17 protein-coding genes and 2 pseudogenes are annotated in these 14,372 nt (G+C 68.6%); 8 read left to right on the top strand and 11 right to left on the bottom strand.

Annotation, left to right across the window (positions count from 1 at the left end):
* Positions 1–154: 154 nt before the first annotated feature.
* Positions 155–427, bottom strand: a pseudogene (locus OHA88_RS04135) (hypothetical protein); the annotation flags it as partial.
* Positions 428–578: 151 nt separating this feature from the next.
* Complete coding sequence (locus OHA88_RS04130) at positions 579–1,058, bottom strand: Rieske (2Fe-2S) protein (RefSeq protein WP_328624261.1); 480 nt, start codon at positions 1,056–1,058, stop codon at positions 579–581.
* 165 nt (positions 1,059–1,223) lie between these two features.
* Between OHA88_RS04130 and OHA88_RS04125 the strand changes: the two genes are divergently transcribed.
* Positions 1,224–1,475 (top strand): hypothetical protein, encoded by a 252-nt coding sequence (locus tag OHA88_RS04125; RefSeq protein ID WP_328624260.1) that lies wholly within the window; start codon positions 1,224–1,226, stop codon positions 1,473–1,475.
* Positions 1,476–1,645: 170 nt separating this feature from the next.
* Here OHA88_RS04125 and OHA88_RS04120 read toward each other — a convergent pair whose 3' ends face one another.
* Positions 1,646–2,689 carry a sodium-dependent transporter gene (locus tag OHA88_RS04120; protein WP_328624259.1) on the bottom strand — a complete coding sequence of 348 codons (1,044 nt, stop codon included), beginning with the start codon at positions 2,687–2,689 and terminating at the stop codon, positions 1,646–1,648.
* 306 nt (positions 2,690–2,995) lie between these two features.
* Here OHA88_RS04120 and OHA88_RS04115 point away from each other — a divergent pair.
* A pseudogene (locus OHA88_RS04115) lies at positions 2,996–3,241 on the top strand (polysaccharide deacetylase family protein); the annotation flags it as partial.
* A gap of 111 nt (positions 3,242–3,352) precedes the next feature.
* Here the strand turns inward: OHA88_RS04115 and OHA88_RS04110 are convergent.
* From OHA88_RS04110 to OHA88_RS04095, 4 genes are read right to left on the bottom strand one after another with little or no spacing between them, the layout of a single operon-like run.
* The gene (locus OHA88_RS04110) at positions 3,353–4,021 is read right to left on the bottom strand and encodes a response regulator (RefSeq protein WP_030980075.1); all 669 of its coding nucleotides are present in this window, start codon (positions 4,019–4,021) and stop codon (positions 3,353–3,355) included.
* Entirely contained in the window at positions 4,018–5,298 is a 1,281-nt protein-coding gene (locus OHA88_RS04105; RefSeq protein WP_328629584.1) for a sensor histidine kinase, read from the bottom strand. The genes OHA88_RS04110 and OHA88_RS04105 overlap by 4 nt, the downstream gene beginning before the upstream one ends.
* Before the next feature lie 40 nt (positions 5,299–5,338).
* Positions 5,339–6,178, bottom strand: coding sequence for an ABC transporter permease (locus OHA88_RS04100; protein WP_328624258.1), 840 nt, complete (start codon positions 6,176–6,178; stop codon positions 5,339–5,341).
* Entirely contained in the window at positions 6,175–7,122 is a 948-nt protein-coding gene (locus OHA88_RS04095) for an ABC transporter ATP-binding protein (protein ID WP_328624257.1), read from the bottom strand. The genes OHA88_RS04100 and OHA88_RS04095 overlap by 4 nt, the downstream gene beginning before the upstream one ends.
* A 202-nt stretch (positions 7,123–7,324) precedes the next feature.
* On the opposite strand from OHA88_RS04095, the gene OHA88_RS04090 reads away from it, so the two are divergent.
* Both OHA88_RS04090 and OHA88_RS44495 read left to right on the top strand, forming a co-directional pair.
* The gene (locus tag OHA88_RS04090) at positions 7,325–8,116 is read left to right on the top strand and encodes a COG4705 family protein (RefSeq protein WP_328624256.1); all 792 of its coding nucleotides are present in this window, start codon (positions 7,325–7,327) and stop codon (positions 8,114–8,116) included.
* Between the two features lie 157 nt (positions 8,117–8,273).
* The gene (locus tag OHA88_RS44495) at positions 8,274–8,588 is read left to right on the top strand and encodes a CoA transferase (protein WP_443044170.1); all 315 of its coding nucleotides are present in this window, start codon (positions 8,274–8,276) and stop codon (positions 8,586–8,588) included.
* A gap of 192 nt (positions 8,589–8,780) precedes the next feature.
* On the opposite strand, the gene OHA88_RS04085 is transcribed toward OHA88_RS44495, so the two are convergent.
* Positions 8,781–9,566, bottom strand: coding sequence for a restriction endonuclease (locus OHA88_RS04085; protein ID WP_328624255.1), 786 nt, complete (start codon positions 9,564–9,566; stop codon positions 8,781–8,783).
* Positions 9,567–10,274: 708 nt separating this feature from the next.
* Entirely contained in the window at positions 10,275–11,123 is an 849-nt protein-coding gene (locus tag OHA88_RS04080) for a LysR family transcriptional regulator (protein WP_328624254.1), read from the bottom strand.
* 95 nt (positions 11,124–11,218) lie between these two features.
* On the opposite strand from OHA88_RS04080, the gene OHA88_RS04075 reads away from it, so the two are divergent.
* The 3 genes from OHA88_RS04075 to OHA88_RS04065 are packed head-to-tail and all read left to right on the top strand — an operon-like array spanning position 11,219 to position 12,726.
* Entirely contained in the window at positions 11,219–11,950 is a 732-nt protein-coding gene (locus OHA88_RS04075) for an SDR family NAD(P)-dependent oxidoreductase (RefSeq protein ID WP_328624253.1), read from the top strand.
* The gene (locus OHA88_RS04070) at positions 11,947–12,198 is read left to right on the top strand and encodes a hypothetical protein (RefSeq protein WP_328624252.1); all 252 of its coding nucleotides are present in this window, start codon (positions 11,947–11,949) and stop codon (positions 12,196–12,198) included. Before OHA88_RS04075 ends, OHA88_RS04070 begins: the two co-directional genes overlap by 4 nt.
* A gap of 36 nt (positions 12,199–12,234) precedes the next feature.
* Positions 12,235–12,726, top strand: coding sequence for a hypothetical protein (locus tag OHA88_RS04065; protein WP_328624251.1), 492 nt, complete (start codon positions 12,235–12,237; stop codon positions 12,724–12,726).
* Here OHA88_RS04065 and OHA88_RS04060 read toward each other — a convergent pair.
* The gene (locus tag OHA88_RS04060) at positions 12,708–13,106 is read right to left on the bottom strand and encodes a hypothetical protein (RefSeq protein ID WP_328624250.1); all 399 of its coding nucleotides are present in this window, start codon (positions 13,104–13,106) and stop codon (positions 12,708–12,710) included. The two genes, OHA88_RS04065 and OHA88_RS04060, sit on opposite strands and share 19 nt — an antisense overlap.
* Before the next feature lie 577 nt (positions 13,107–13,683).
* Here OHA88_RS04060 and OHA88_RS04055 point away from each other — a divergent pair.
* The gene (locus OHA88_RS04055) at positions 13,684–14,190 is read left to right on the top strand and encodes a MarR family winged helix-turn-helix transcriptional regulator (protein ID WP_328624249.1); all 507 of its coding nucleotides are present in this window, start codon (positions 13,684–13,686) and stop codon (positions 14,188–14,190) included.
* A gap of 6 nt (positions 14,191–14,196) precedes the next feature.
* On the opposite strand, the gene OHA88_RS04050 is transcribed toward OHA88_RS04055, so the two are convergent.
* Positions 14,197–14,319 (bottom strand): hypothetical protein, encoded by a 123-nt coding sequence (locus OHA88_RS04050; RefSeq protein WP_328624248.1) that lies wholly within the window; start codon positions 14,317–14,319, stop codon positions 14,197–14,199.
* Positions 14,320–14,372: the final 53 nt, after the last annotated feature.

The following is a 14,372-nucleotide window of genomic DNA, read 5'->3' as shown; positions in this document are numbered from 1 at the left end:
GTGGCCGTCGCCGGGCCGGGGCGGTCAAGACTGTGACGGTGCCTGTCGCGAAGGCCCCTATCGGGACACATCCCCTGCCCGGCGGCAGCGAATACCGCCCCGAGCAGTGGCCGACAGATCAAACTCAAGGCACCAAGGCCAGTCGTATCGCGAGTCAGGCCACCGCCAGGAGCGGCACCTGAACATCCTCACAGTCGTATCGAGTCGCGACGGCCCGGTGTCTCTTGAGGCGGTTGATTCCGCATTCGACAGCGTGGCGTTCGCGATAGTCGGCCTTGTCGAACTTCGGTGGCCTGCCGCCGCGCATGCCGCGCTTCTTACGGTTGCGGATCTGGTCGGTCTTCTCCGGGATGGTGCAGCGGATGCCGCCTCTGCGCAGGTAGGCGCGGTTCGCGCGTGAGCCGTATGCCTTATCCCGGCTGCGCGGGATTCATCTGGCCGGAGCTTCTCGACCGATGGCTCTACTGAGACAGACCACCGCATCGACCTCTGCGGGCGTCACTCATCGTGATATCGGGCAGCATCAACGAAGCAGTACGCGATACGGAGACATGCGAGCTCGCCAGTCCCAATACCCGTCATCCGAGCCGAATGGTGTCACCGGTGACGGTGATCCGTTCGGCAGCCAGCGGCTGCGGCGCGGGACCGGCCACGACCGCAGCGTCCGTGATGCTGTACCGACTGCCGTGGCAGGGGCAGTTGATGGTGCCATCGCTGACCTCGGCGACGGTGCACCCCATGTGGGTGCAGATGGCGGAGAAGCCCTTGAACTCGCCCTCCTTGGGCTGGGTCACCACGACCTCCTGCTCCGCGAAGACCTTGCCGCCTCCGACCGGAATGTCCGAGGTCTTGGCGAGAGCCTCTCCTCCCGGCACGGAACCATCGGCGCTCGCTGCACCTGCCCTGGTGCTCGGCTTCGCGGCCCGGGAGGTCTCCGGTGCCGCGGCCGTACTCCTGTCTCCGTCCCCGTCCTCGTCCCCGGACGAGCCGCAAGCGGCCACCAGCCCCGCGGCGCCCGCCGCACCTGCCGTGAGTACCGTCCTTCGCCGTGCATGCATGACTTGCTCCCTGCCTGGTGGCCATAACACCGGGACCGTCCGCTCCCGGCACAAGCATCGTCACCCCGCGGACCCCGAGGTCCTGTCAACCTGGCGGCAAGCTCGCCCGAGTGCCACAAGCCCGGTTCCGCAGAGCGGTTGAGACTGGCGAGCGCACATGGTGAGGTGTCGCGTATTGCTCAGCTGCCGCTGCTCGGTATCGCCACGAGCGACAAGGTCAGGCTCACCGATGTTGACCTGTCGAGAACCAGGCTGTCGACCACGGACCTGCGGGGCGTGGGCGCTCAGGTGGGCGAAGCTCTGTGCGTGATCGACCGGGAGCAAGGAGGCTCCGATGCTCTCGCAGCCCAGAACATCGAGCTTCTGTCACTGCTGACGGCCGAGGATCTACGGGCCGCTCGGGCGGCCGATCGGTAGGCCATGTCCGCTTGCCACCCTGGCGCGGCGGCCGAAGCACCGCCGGGCGGGAGATCTCGACGACGCGCTCGCCCACGACCTCGCTGCCTCCCTCGGTAGACGTCCTCGCCGGCCCGCGGCGCGCCGACGGTGTTCTCGCTACTGCCCGTGCGCCGGGAACGGACCGGCCCTCAGGACGACGCCGGACAGGGCAGGCTCTGAGGACGCGCCGTCCGTACAACCCGGCTCGCGGCCGTCTTCTGTAACAGCCCGTACGCCAGCACGGGCAGTAGCAGATACGGCTTGTCCGGCAGGGCCGTGGTGATCAGCACCGCACTGGCGCTGCTGTTGTTCATGCCGCACGCGAGCGTGAGGGACGTGGCGGCGGGCGCGTCCAGACGGAGGACGCGTGCCGCCATCCGGCCCACCGCGAAAGAGAGCGCGCACACGAGTGCCGCCACAACCAATGCCGCGGCGAACAGCAGTAGCCGAGGGTGGGTCACGAAGGAGCCGAGGGCGCCGCTGGCATTCGTATACGTCAGAACCAGTGAGGCCGCCATGGCCACTGGCACAACGACGTGCAGCGCATGCTCAAGTCCGCGTTCGGGCAGCAGTAGCCGGGCCACGATGCCCGCTACGCACGGCATCACCACGCCAGTGAGCGCGAAACCTCCGTTCATGGTGGGCCCGGCGGCACCCAGCACGTTCGCGTAGCCGGTGCTGAGCAGCGGCGCAAGCACACTTACGACGGCCGGGACAGTGAGCGGGCTGACCAGGGTGGAAGCGATCACGAGGCCCACCATGGTCGGTTGGTCGCCGTGGCCCTCGCCGGTCCACACCGTCGCCCCGGCCGCCACAGGCATCGCTACGATCAGGATCATCGCTGTGATCAGTCCACTGCCGCCGTCCGTGTCGGGCGAGCACCGCAGCAGGAACGCCACCAGCGGGATGATCAGTATCGGCGCCGCAACGTGCAGAGCCAGCCCCGCCAGCAGGGCCCAGGGGCGCCGCAGCAACTGTCCCAGCGCGTGCACAGGGACCTGGAGCCCTGCCGAGAAGAGCAACAGGGAAAGCAGCAGTGAGGCGGTATGCAGGGTCAGGTCGATGCGGGGCAGCGTGTGCGGGTGACGTAACCACAAGCCCGGGCCGGGCAGCAGCAGGGCGGCGAGGTACGAGACCGCGACGGCCCTACCGAGTCGTCGCCGCAGCCAGTCCATCGCCCCGTCGGTGTGCATGGCAGCATGATCCTCGTGTGGGGTCGGCAGGGCAGGTGATGCCACGCGGCAGTCAGGATGCGTTCAGGTTCCCGGTGGCACGGTCGGGCCTTGTGACCTATGAGAGGTCTGAGACGCGAGACTCCAGAACTCCGCCTGAACCCGACCCTGGCCCTCGACTGCACTGGAACAAGGAGCCCGGCATTCGTGGTGGCCGCGTGTCGCCTTGCTCGTCGGTGTCTTTGGGTGGGGTGAAGCCGCCGGCGATTCTCACGTAACAGTCGTCAACCCAGCGGCTGAAGCACCGACGGTGGGCGTCCGCCCGGGATTAATGTCGCTCCGGTGCTGTGGACCTGCTGGGGCGAGGACTGGCGGGCCAGGGTCACACCCGACAGCGTCCACCGCACCGTCACGGCCGGCCTGGACGGCGGTGGCACGATCCTGCTTCACGACTCCGACTACACCTCGGCCCCCGGTTCCTGGCGCACCACCCTTGGCGCACTGCCCCGCCTGCTGGACACCTGCGAGCAACGCGGCCTGCGCGTCGGACCATTGCGGGACCACGGGATGTGAGTGCGGAGCAGGTGCGGGCGCTGCGGGAACTGTTCGGGCAGATTCCGCCACGACGGCCGCCGTGCCGCTCCGCGATGCCTCGGAGCCGGCGGTCCGGCCTTCGCCGTCCACTTACCCCGCACCGGGGCCGGCGAGCCCGAGGTCATAAGCGAGGATCACGGCCTGGATGCGATCGCGGGCACCGATCTTGGCCAGGACGCGGCCCACGTGTGTCTTGACGGTGGACTCGGACACCACGAAGCGGGTGGCAATCTCACCGTTGGTCCACCCCTTGCCGATGGCGACGAGGATCTCGCGCTCGCGTTCGGTGAGTGCATCCAGTCTCGGGTCCTCCTCGGAATCGCTCCGGCGAGCGGGCACGTGCTGGGCGTACTCGTCCAGGAGTCGGCGGGTGAGAGCCGGCGCGATGACGGCGTCGCCGACGGCGACGGCGCGGATGCCGGCGAGGAGTTCCTCGGGGCGCGCGTCCTTGAGGAGGAAGCCGCTGGCTCCGGCCCGGAGGGCGGCGTGGACGTATTCGTCGAGGTCGAAAGTGGTCAGCACGAGAACGCGGGAGCGGCCGCCGGCGGCGGTGATCCGGCGGGTGGCCTCGATGCCGTCCATACCTGGCATGCGTACGTCCATGAGGACGACGTCGGGACGCAGCTCGGCGGTCTTACGGACGGCCTCGGCGCCGTGCGCGGCCTCACCGACCACCTCCGTCTCGGAGATGGAGTCGAGCAGCACCCGGAAACCGTAGCGTTGGAGCGGCTGGTCGTCCACGATGAGCACTGTGGTCACCTGGCACCGGCCCGGGGTGTCATGTCGAGGGTGGCCTCCACCGCCCATCCCCCGCCGGTCGCGGGTCCGGCGCTGACGTTCCCTCCGTAGAGCGCCACTCGTTCTCGCATGCCCACCAGTCCGTGTCCTTCCTCGTTCCGTGATCCGGGGCGTTCCGCCGGGCCGTCGTCCCGGACCCGGATGACCAGCCGGACATCCTCGACGACCACCGACAGTTTCACCCGCGTGCCTGCCCCGGCGTGCTTCAGGCTGTTCGTGAGGGCTTCCTGAACGATGCGGTAGACCGTCAACTGCATCCCGCCGTCCAGGGCACCCAGGTCGCCGGCGGTCCGGTAGACGATGTCCAGGCCGGCGGTGCGCACACCGTCGCACAGCGCCTCGATGTCCATGAGATCGGGCTGCGGACTCAGTTCAGGCGTGACGGGAGGGCCGTCCGACGCCTCCCGCAGCACGCCGAGGACGCGCCGCAGTTCACCGAGAGCAGTCCGGCCTGTGTCGCCGATGAGCTGCAGGGCCTCTTTGCCACGTTCGGGAGCCGCATCCGTGGCATACACACCGGCGTCAGCGAGGGTGATCATGATGGCCAGGTTGTGACCGACGATGTCGTGCATCTCGCGGGCGACCCGCGTCCGCTCGGTGGCGGTCGCGAGCCTGCTGCGCTGGTCACGTTCGATCTCCAGGCGGGCCGCCCGTTCCCGCAGCCCCGCCAGCTGGGCCCGGCGGGTCCGTACCATCAGACCGAGTGCCAGGGCCGCGGTCGCGGTGCTCAGCAGGAAGAACAGCGCGTCCCAGACGGACACCGCCGCCGACGCGCGCACCGCGACCAGCACCATCCCCGCCGCCATGATCCCGCAGGCCCACGGCAACTGCCGCGGCCGCCCGTGCAGGGCGAGGCTGTACAGGGCGATGAACAGGGCAACGTCCGCGCGCAGCGCGGCGCCCAGCGACCACTGGAGGGCGAACACCGCCGCGATGGTGCCGAAGGCCGCCATGGGCCTGCGCCGACGCCACAGCAGCGGCAGCACCAGACCGGCCTGCAGGACCAGCGTGACCGCCGGGGGAAGCAGGGTGAAGGCGAGTCGGAACCGGCGTGGACCATCGCCGTCCCCGGCACCGCCGTGCAACAGGTCCGGCAGGCAGAACATGAGGAAGACCAGTACCACCACCGTGGTGTCCAGTACCCATGAATGTGCCCGGTCCGCCTGTCGCAGCCGCTGGCCGCCCCGGGAGAGACGGGTGACCAGCGGCCCCATCCCGCTGGCTTCGTCGGCGGACATGGGTGTCGTCAAGGAGGTCACCTGCCCATGGTGCATGCGATCAGACGTCGCTGCGCACGAGCCGGTATGCCGCCCCCGCCAGGGCGAGTGCCGTCCAGGCGAGGAAGACCAGCAGCCCGGCCGTGGGCGACAGGGTGGTGGTGTCGTGCGTCAGGGCGAACATCGACTCGCCCGCGTTGCTCGGCAGGTAGGGACTGATGTCGTCCTGCCAGGAACTGGGGAGCAGCGACACGAGCCCCGGGATCAGCATCAAGGCGGCGACCAGCACCGAGATGCCGCCGGCCACCGACCGCAGCAGCGCGCCCAGGGCGGTGCCGATCACGCCGACCAGGCCGAGGTAGAGCGCGGCGCCCAGCAGGCTTCGCAGGACTCCCGCGTCCGTCAGGCCCATCGCGGCGGGGGTGCCGGAGACGATGCCGCTGCCGAACAGGAAGGCGACGAACGCGCCGAGCGTGCCGACCGCCAGCGTGACCAGCCCGAACACGGCCGCCTTGGACCACAGCACCGGCAACCGGCGCGGTACGGCCGCCAGCGTCGAGCGGATCATGCCGGTGGAATACTCCCCCGCCGTGACCAGCACGCCGAGCACGCCCAGGGCGAGCTGGGCGAAGTTGGTGCCGAAGAGAGACAGGCTCACGGCCGTGGCGTCAGCGAAGTCCCGGTCCAGGTGACCGGAGCCGATGCCGGACTTGTAGCGGCTCGCGGCGATCAGCCCGAAGGCGACGAGGAAGAGCAGTCCGAGGCTCAGGGTGATCCACGTCGAGCGCAGCGACCACAGCTTGGCCCACTCGGAGGACAGCACGCGCCGTCCGGTCACCCGGTAGGCGGGGCGGGCGGGGCCGGACGAGGGTGCCTCGACGGTCGCGGTGAGGGTGCTCATGCCGCCCTCCCGTCGGCCGCGAGGAGGTCGATGCCGGTCGTGGAGCCGTGGTACTCCACGGCATCCTTGGTCAGGTTCATGAACGCCTCTTCCAACGACACCGTCCGCGCACTCAGTTCGAACAGCGCGATTCCGTGCTCGGCCGCCTTCAGGCCGATCTCGCGGGCGGTCAGCCCGGTCACCTGAAGTTCCTCGGAGCCGGCGCGGCCCGTGGCGTCGACACCGGGACCGGCCAGTACGTCCCGCAGCCTCGCCGGGTCCTGCGTGGCCACCTTCACCATGTCGCCGCCCGCCTCGCGGACGAGGTCCCGCACGGTCGTGTCGGCCAGCAGCCGGCCACGACCCACGATGATGAGATGGTCCGCCACCAGGGCCATCTCGCTCATCAGATGGGACGACACGAACACGGTCCGGCCCTCCTCAGCGAGCGCCTTCAGCAGGTTGCGGATCCAGAGCACGCCTTCCGGGTCCAGCCCGTTGACCGGCTCGTCCAGCATCACGGTCTGCGGATCGCCGAGGAGTGCCGCCGCGATGCCGAGCCGCTGGCCCATGCCGAGGGAGAAAGCGCCTGCCCGCTTCTTCGCCACACTCCCCAGCCCCGCGAGGTCGATGACCTCGTCGACCCGGCAACGGGGAATCCCATGCGTCAGTGCGAGCGCCATCAGGTGATTGTGGGCCGAGCGGCCCGGGTGAATCGATTTCGCCTCCAGAAGGGCCCCGACCTCCTGAAGCGGTGCCTCGTGCCGGGCGTAGTGGCGGCCGTTGACCTTGACGGAGCCGCTCGACGGAGCATCGAGCCCGACGATCATCCGCATGGTCGTCGACTTCCCGGCTCCGTTGGGCCCCAGGAAACCGGTCACCATGCCCGGCCTGACGGCGAAGTCCAGCCCGTCGACGGCAGTCTTCTCGCCGTACCTCTTGGTCAGCTGCTGTGCGTCGATCATTCGTGTTTCTTCCTGTCGGAGACCGGCGCCAGTCCTTCGCCCCTGACGCATCACCAACCACGCTAGGGACCAAAACGCCCCGATTCGGTGGTACCGGGGGCTGATCCGCGCCCATCGGGTCGTACCCCGGTACTACGTGCCGCCGCTCCGGCGCGCACGCTGTTCAGGTTGTGTTCAGGCACGGCGTGCCAACGTGCGGATCATGACCACAGAGCACGTCCTCGACGACCAGCCCCTCGTCCCCGTACGTCGGATGGCGAACAAGGTGCCAGAGGTGACCGTCTACTTCTGGATCGTCAAGGTGCTGACCACCGGCATGGGCGAGACGGCGTCGGACCTCCTGGCCCGCCTGCTCGGTCCGGTTCCGGCGGTCACTCTCGGCGGCCTCGCCCTGATGGCCGCCCTCGCCGTGCAGTTCGCTCTCCGCCAGTACGTCGCCTGGGCCTACTGGACCGCCGTCGTCATGGTCAGCGTGTTCGGCACCATGGCAGCCGACGTCCTGCACGTCGGCCTCGGCGTACCGTACGCCGTGTCGGCGCCGGCCTTCCTTGCCGTACTGGCCGCGGTCTTCGTCCTCTGGTACGCGAGCGAACGGACCCTGTCCATCCACAGCATCCGCACCCGCCGCCGCGAGACGTTCTACTGGGCGGCCGTCCTCGCCACATTCGCCCTCGGCACCGCCGCGGGCGACCTCACCGCCACCGTCGGGTTCGGCTACCTGGGCTCGGTCGCCCTTTTCTCGGCCGCCATCTGCGAGCCCGCCCTGACCCACCGCTTCGGCGCCCTGAACGCGGTGCCCGCCTTCTGGACCGCGTACGTCATCACCCGTCCCCTCGGCGCCTCCCTCGCCGACTGGATGGCACTCGGGCACGCCCGCGGCGGCCTCGGCCTCGGATTGGCACCGGTCACCCTCGCGTGGACGGCCGCGATCGTCGGATTCGTCGGCTACCTGGCCGTGTCACAGCGCAACACACACGCCCTTCACGCAGCCTGAGGGTCAGAACGCGCCACGGTGCGGGCTGGCCACCACCCGCGGATCAGCCGAGACCGAGCATCGGCGGCAATTCCAGAGCCGAACGGCCGTTCACGTGGACGTGGCGCGCAGCCTCACGCCCTGATGCGAATCAACGAAGGGTCGGATCTCGACCTCATTGTCGTCATTCAGGAACGGCCGGAATCGGTTCGAGGCTCGCCCGCACCTGGGCCGACGAACACGCCGCCGCCACACGCCGGACCCGCTCCAGGGCTCCTTGGCCCCGGCCGCTCCCGTCCAGAATGGCAGAGACCTTTTCGAGGACCCGCAGCTGCGACATCGCGGGTGGTTTGCGCGACTGTCCCACCCCGAGGCCGGAACCCACGAGTACGCCGGCCTGCCCCATGAGACGGCAGGGCAGATCCTGCAGCCCACCTCGGCAGCGCCGCTCCTCGGGCAGCACACCGCCACAGTTCTGAAGGAAGCGGACTGAGGAGCATGCGGCACCTCCTTACCCGGCTTTCCCGCGGAAGATGGCGCCCGACGCGCCAGTCCTGCGGGGAGCGCAGGAATTCGGTCTTTTGGGTCGGCGCCCGTGCCTCGGGGCGTCGGCTGCCGGCCGCCCGGGCTTCCAGAGGCGCTCCTCGCAAGGGCAAGCCGATCCCTTATGGGCGAGCGGTTGGTGTCAGGTGAGGTCGCGTGTTTCCCAGCCGGGTGGGAGTTTGGGCAGGCCGATGAGTGCGTCGATGCCGAGGTGCTCGAGAAGGAGGGCTTTGAGGTGGCGGCCGTCGATGAGTTCCATGCGGCCGGTGCGGTGGGCGAAGTCCCAGCTGGCTTTGCCGAACCATGCGGTGGTGACGACGATGCCTTTGGCGGCGGCTTTGTCGTGCATGACGCCGACGAGTGCGCGTACGGCTTCGGCGGGTACGGCGTTCTTGGAGCGTTTGGCCTGGATGATGCACAGGCCGCCGATGAGGGGTTCCTCGTTGACGGCCACGGCGTCGACACCGTCGTCGGGGGAGGCCTGGGTGACCCAGGACTTGAGACCGATCTTCTCGAAGAGACGCCGGATGAGGTGCTCGAACTCGATGGGATCCAGCGCGACGAGGTCGGGCCGGCTGTCCAGCCCGGCTACGACATCCCGCTCAGGAGCCAGCTTGTACTTGGCGAGGTCGAAGGTGACCACGGGCCGGACGGGTTCCAGATCGTAGGGGTGCTGGGACACGATGGCGTTGAGGAAGTGCAGGCTCTGAACCGGGTCGAGTTCCGACTCGTCCAGGACAAGGTCCTCGAACGTGTCCCGGCTCGCCCTCAGACTGATCAGACAGGGCCGGATGGCTTTCCCGGTGGCGCGGTCCTTGGCGTGGACGTGCCCGTTGAACGCCACCACGTCGACCAGTGAGGGCGGGGTCACCGCGAAGGCCTCGTCGATGGCCCTCAGAGCGAGCCGTGCGACGAGGTCTCTGTACATCGCCTTGCACTCGGCCTCTTTCCGTGGCTGAGGCACCACTGCCTGAGGTGCGGATGCCTTGTACCGGTACCGCGTGACAGCCGGTACCACCACCAGGCCAGGCAGTTCGACCTCCAGGACCAGCTCCCTCGCCTCCGGAGCAAAAGCAGCGCGACGCCCACCACGAAGACCATCGGGGTAGCCAACTTCACCGAACGTCTCCTCCACGCAGCCGGTCAGGCCATCGGCGCCGCCTTCGCTGAAAGCCTCTTCCACCCGCAGTCGGCGCGTGTGAAGACCACCAGGCCGCGTGCGGAGCACAGACATCAAGCGATCCACCTGCGTCTCGACCTCAGCTGTCTTGAGAGTCGCCTCCTGACGCAGACGGTCGCTCAAGTCCTGCTTCGCACGCCGATCCGCCGCCGCCTTCTCACGCGCTTCGGCCCGCTTCCTCTGCTCAGCCTCCCTGGCCCGGGCTGCCTCACGCTTCTCCAGATTCCGGACGATCTGCTCGGCCCTCCGGGACTCGGCGGAGCGCTGAGCTTCCTTCTCCTTCTGCGTACGGACCCAAGCCTGTGCGCGCTCACGCTCCCGCCTGGTCTCCTCGTTGGCGCGCTGAGCAGCTTCTCGTTCCGCCGCGCGGGCCTGACGATCCCGCGTCAGTTCGGCGGGCTGCCATCATTGAGCCGGGACGCGATAGGTGGAACCTGGCCAGGCATGTTGGAACTACTAGAGACGTGTCGCAGTCCGGACAAGGTCGGCGACGGCTCTGGACCGGCTGTGCGGTGGCCAGGCGATCACGGTGGTGACTGTCGGCGCGTCCAGCACGGGCACTGCCGCGAGGTCACCGTGCAGTTGGGCTCGGCACGACTCCGGTGAGACCGCGCAGGCACGGCCGAGCGCGACGAGCTGCAACAGCTGCGCGTGGTCGCGGACCTGCGGGCCGGGGCCGGGCGGGTAGGTGCCGTCGGGGTCGGGCCAGCGTGGCAGGGGCAGGCCCGGCAGCCCGGTGATGTCGGCCATGTGCACATGGGCCCGGATGGTGAGCGGATGCCCAGCCGGCAGGACCACAACCTGGCCTTCCGTGCTGAGTTCTTCGGTGTCGAACCCGGACGTCGAGTCGAACGGACGGTGCAGTAGCGCCACGTCGGCCCGGCCCTCGCGCAGGAGTCGTTCCTGCTCGGCCGGCCCGCACAGGATGACCTCGACCGGGACCGCCCCGGGTTCGGCGGCGTACGCGTCGAGCAGTTTCGCCAGCAGTTCTCTGGACGCGCTGGCCTTCGTGACCAGGACCAGGCCAGGACGGCCGGTGGTGGCAAGCGCAGCGCGGCGGGTCCGGCGTTCAGCAGCGTCGACCGTATCGAGGGCCGCGCGGCCCTCGGCCAGCAGCACCGAACCGGCCTCGGTCAGTGCGACAGTGCGGCTGGTTCGATCCAGCAGCACTGCCCCGAGCCTGCGTTCGAGCTGCTGGATCGCCCGTGACAAAGGCGGCTGCGCGATGCCGAGCCGCCGCGCGGCGCGCCCGAAGTGCAACTCCTCAGCGACTGCGACGAAGTAGCGCAGTTCCCGGGTCTCCATACGACCACGCTACCTCGGATCAATACCCGGACGGTATCGTCGCCCACCCGATCGGTCTTGGACCCCAGCCGGAGTCCGAGGACAGCATGGTCCCCATGAGTGAACGAACGATTGCGCTGGTCACCGGCGCGAACAAGGGAATCGGCTACGAGATCGCCGCGGGCCTTGGCGCCCTCGGCTGGAGCGTCGGAGTCGGCGCACGCGACGATCGGCGCCGTAAGGCCGCGGTGGAAAGACTGCGCGCGGCCGGCGTCGACGCGTTCGGCGTGCCACTGGACGTGACCGATGACGCGAGCGCGACCGCCGCCGCACGGCTGATCGAAAAACAGGCGGGGCGCCTCGACGTGCTCGTCAACAACGCCGGCATCGCCGGCGGTATACCGCAGGAGCCCACCCGGGTCGATCCCGCCACCATCCGGACGGTTGTGGAGACCAACGTGATCGGCGTCATCCGCGTCACCAACGCGATGATGCCGCTGCTGCGCCGCTCTGCTGTACCGCGGATCGTGAACATGTCCAGCAGTGTCGGCTCCCTCACCAGGCAGTCAGGAACCGCTGCCGAGCAGACGGCGGGTCCGGTGGCCGTGGCGTACTCGCCGTCCAAGACGTTCCTGAACGCAGTCACCCTCCAGTACGCCCGGGAGCTGAGCGGCACGAACATCCTGATCAACGCCGGCTGCCCCGGCTACGTCGCGACCGAACTCAACGGCTTCCGCGGCGTGCGCACCCCCGAACAGGGCGCGGCGATCGCCATCAAACTCGCGACCCTGCCCGACGACGGTCCGACCGGCCAGTTCTTCGACGACGCCGGCATAGTGCCCTGGTGATGCGCACGGCGGTCATCACCCACCAGGTGAGGCGGCTTCGCCCGAGTCAGGGACAAACCGTGTCGTTGAAGGCTCTGCTGGAAGATCCGTTCATCCGTTTCGCCGACCAGGCCGGCCGGGTCGGCGCGTGTGACTCAGGGAAGCGTCTGTCAGCACGCGAACGCCGAAGACTCGCGACCGGTTCCAACGTGAATGGCAACTCACCGCAGGTTGCAAGCAGCGTGACCATCTGGTTCCAACAAGCGTGACCTGCGGGGTCCGAATCGCAAGGTCACCACACCCTCATGGTTCCAACTACCGCATCCCGTCACAATCATGCGCAGATAGCCCACGACATAGTGTTCTTCCTCGCCGCCGACGACGAGACCGCTGCTGCGACGAGTCTGCGGGGACCTGGTGAGGCCTTTGAGTCAGTGACCTGCCGTTTCATTGAGCCGGACAGTGTCATCGCCGAGTGGGACATGTACTTCGAGGAGCCTTCGGCCGAGGCCCCGCCAGTTGAGCAGCTCCTTGGGTGGGCGTGGCCGGAGTGGGTCACTGCCCCCTTGAACGATGGCGTTGAGGTGTTCGCTCTGCCGCAGCGGCTGACCCGGGCGCTGGCCAATGCGAGCTCCGCCGAGCTGGAAGAGCTTGCAGGCCGCTGGACCACGCGGGTCCGGTCTGAGGACGGGGACGACATGACCGACGATGATCTACTGGCGGTCCTGCAAGGAGTTGCCCGGCTTGCGGCGTCTGCGGTGGACACGGGCGGCGGCCTCTACAGCTGGAGCTCCTGACCATTCTCCTGCGAGGGACGCTCGTTCTTGAGGCCGCTGCATGCCAAGAGCTCGGTCCCGGTGGAGTCGAAGTACAGGGTGAAGAACCAAGATCGGTCTGCTGCGACGATGTTGCCGGTACGCAATTGCTCGTCGCGGTGCCGAGCGCGGAGGATCTCAACGGCCTCGTCCAGGCCGAGGGTCGTCAGGCCGATCTTCAACGACCGCTTCAGCCTTGTCGCAGCGATGCCGACGACCATCCACTGTGGCGGCTGTCCGTCGTAGAGCACTACCTCGCCGCCGGCGGCGATTGCGTCGCGTGCTGCCTTGCAGGCACTGGTCTGCTCTTTGAGCATCACGGTGATGTCGGGCGGACTTGGGCTCTCGTCCTCGGTGGTCATGTGGCGACTGTAGGAACCGAATGCAGGCGTTGGCCACAGGATTCGGCGTGACCTGCGCAGGGCTCAGGGACAAAGGCGGTCCTGACAGGTAGAACTGCGGACCGGCAACATGGTGGTCAATCGGTCAACACCAAACCCTGGCTGCAAGACTCCTTCGATGCCCTGCGCCTGGCGGGCCTGTACCAGTGCTCCGCCACATCCCCATCGTCGGTCGCCGGTACGGACTGGATCGGCGGACCGGCCTCGGCGAGCAGTCCCAGGAGGAGGGTCCGCCGCTTGGTGCAGGGGAGGGTGTGCGGGTGTCACCGATGGCCGGGTCGGGGTGCTGCATGAGGTCCCAGCAGGCGTACGAGGCCGGGTGCCGGGCGGCCAGCGCGCGGGCCCGGGTCACGGACGAAGCGGCTCTCGACTGAGCGGCTGCGAAATCGAGCCGCCCTTCGCGCGCCAGAGCAGATACGGGTGGGCATGATCGGCGATCGCACACGGCATCGGTTGCTTGCCGGTCGGATCTTCGGGTACCGCATCTGAATGAGCATGGCATTCGCATGGCCCCGGTATTACTGGAAGTGACTCGTTCGTGACGCACCTCGACGGCCCCGGCGACGAGCAGGCGAAGGGACCGGGCGATGGTTCTGACGCCATCGCGCTGGAGATCGCCGACGCTGTGGAGAGCCTGACGGATTTGTGGTCCGTCGCTGCACAGGACGCGGCGCTGCGGTTGTCCCTGCACCAATTGAGGGCGCTGCATGCTCTGGAGGCGGCGCCTGGCTTGAATCTCACGGCCCTGGCGGAGCGGCTGGACATCGGGCTGCCCACGGCCAGCCGGCTGTGTGACCGCCTTGAGGCGGCCGGTTTGCTGGAACGGGCGTCCCATCCCCACAGACGCCGCGAGGTGCAACTGAGCCTGACCGTGCCTGGCCGGCAGGTGCTCAGAGATGTAGCCGGACGTCGAGCGCAGGCTCTGGCTGCCGTGTTGGGGGTGATGGAACCGGCCGCGAGGGTCGCGTTGAGCCGTGGGCTGCAGGCCTTGCACGCCGCGCAGGATGCCGCGTCGTCGAGGTCTGAGGATCCACACCGTCGGTGACGGAAGTCAGTGCGCCGACGTCGTGTGCCGTGCCGTCTCGATGCTGCGGCTTTTCCGGTCCAGGCGGACGACCGCGGCGTCGGCGGCGAGTTCCCTGCTGCCGAAGTGCTCGATCAGACCGGAGACCATGGCGCGCGCCGCCTCGTGCGGGGCCGCCGCTGCCGGGCTGTGCGGAATGAACG

Source organism: Streptomyces sp. NBC_00353 (assembly GCF_036108815.1).
Taxonomy (GTDB): Bacteria; Actinomycetota; Actinomycetes; order Streptomycetales; family Streptomycetaceae; genus Streptomyces.
This window is presented reverse-complemented; position numbering and strand designations above follow the sequence as displayed.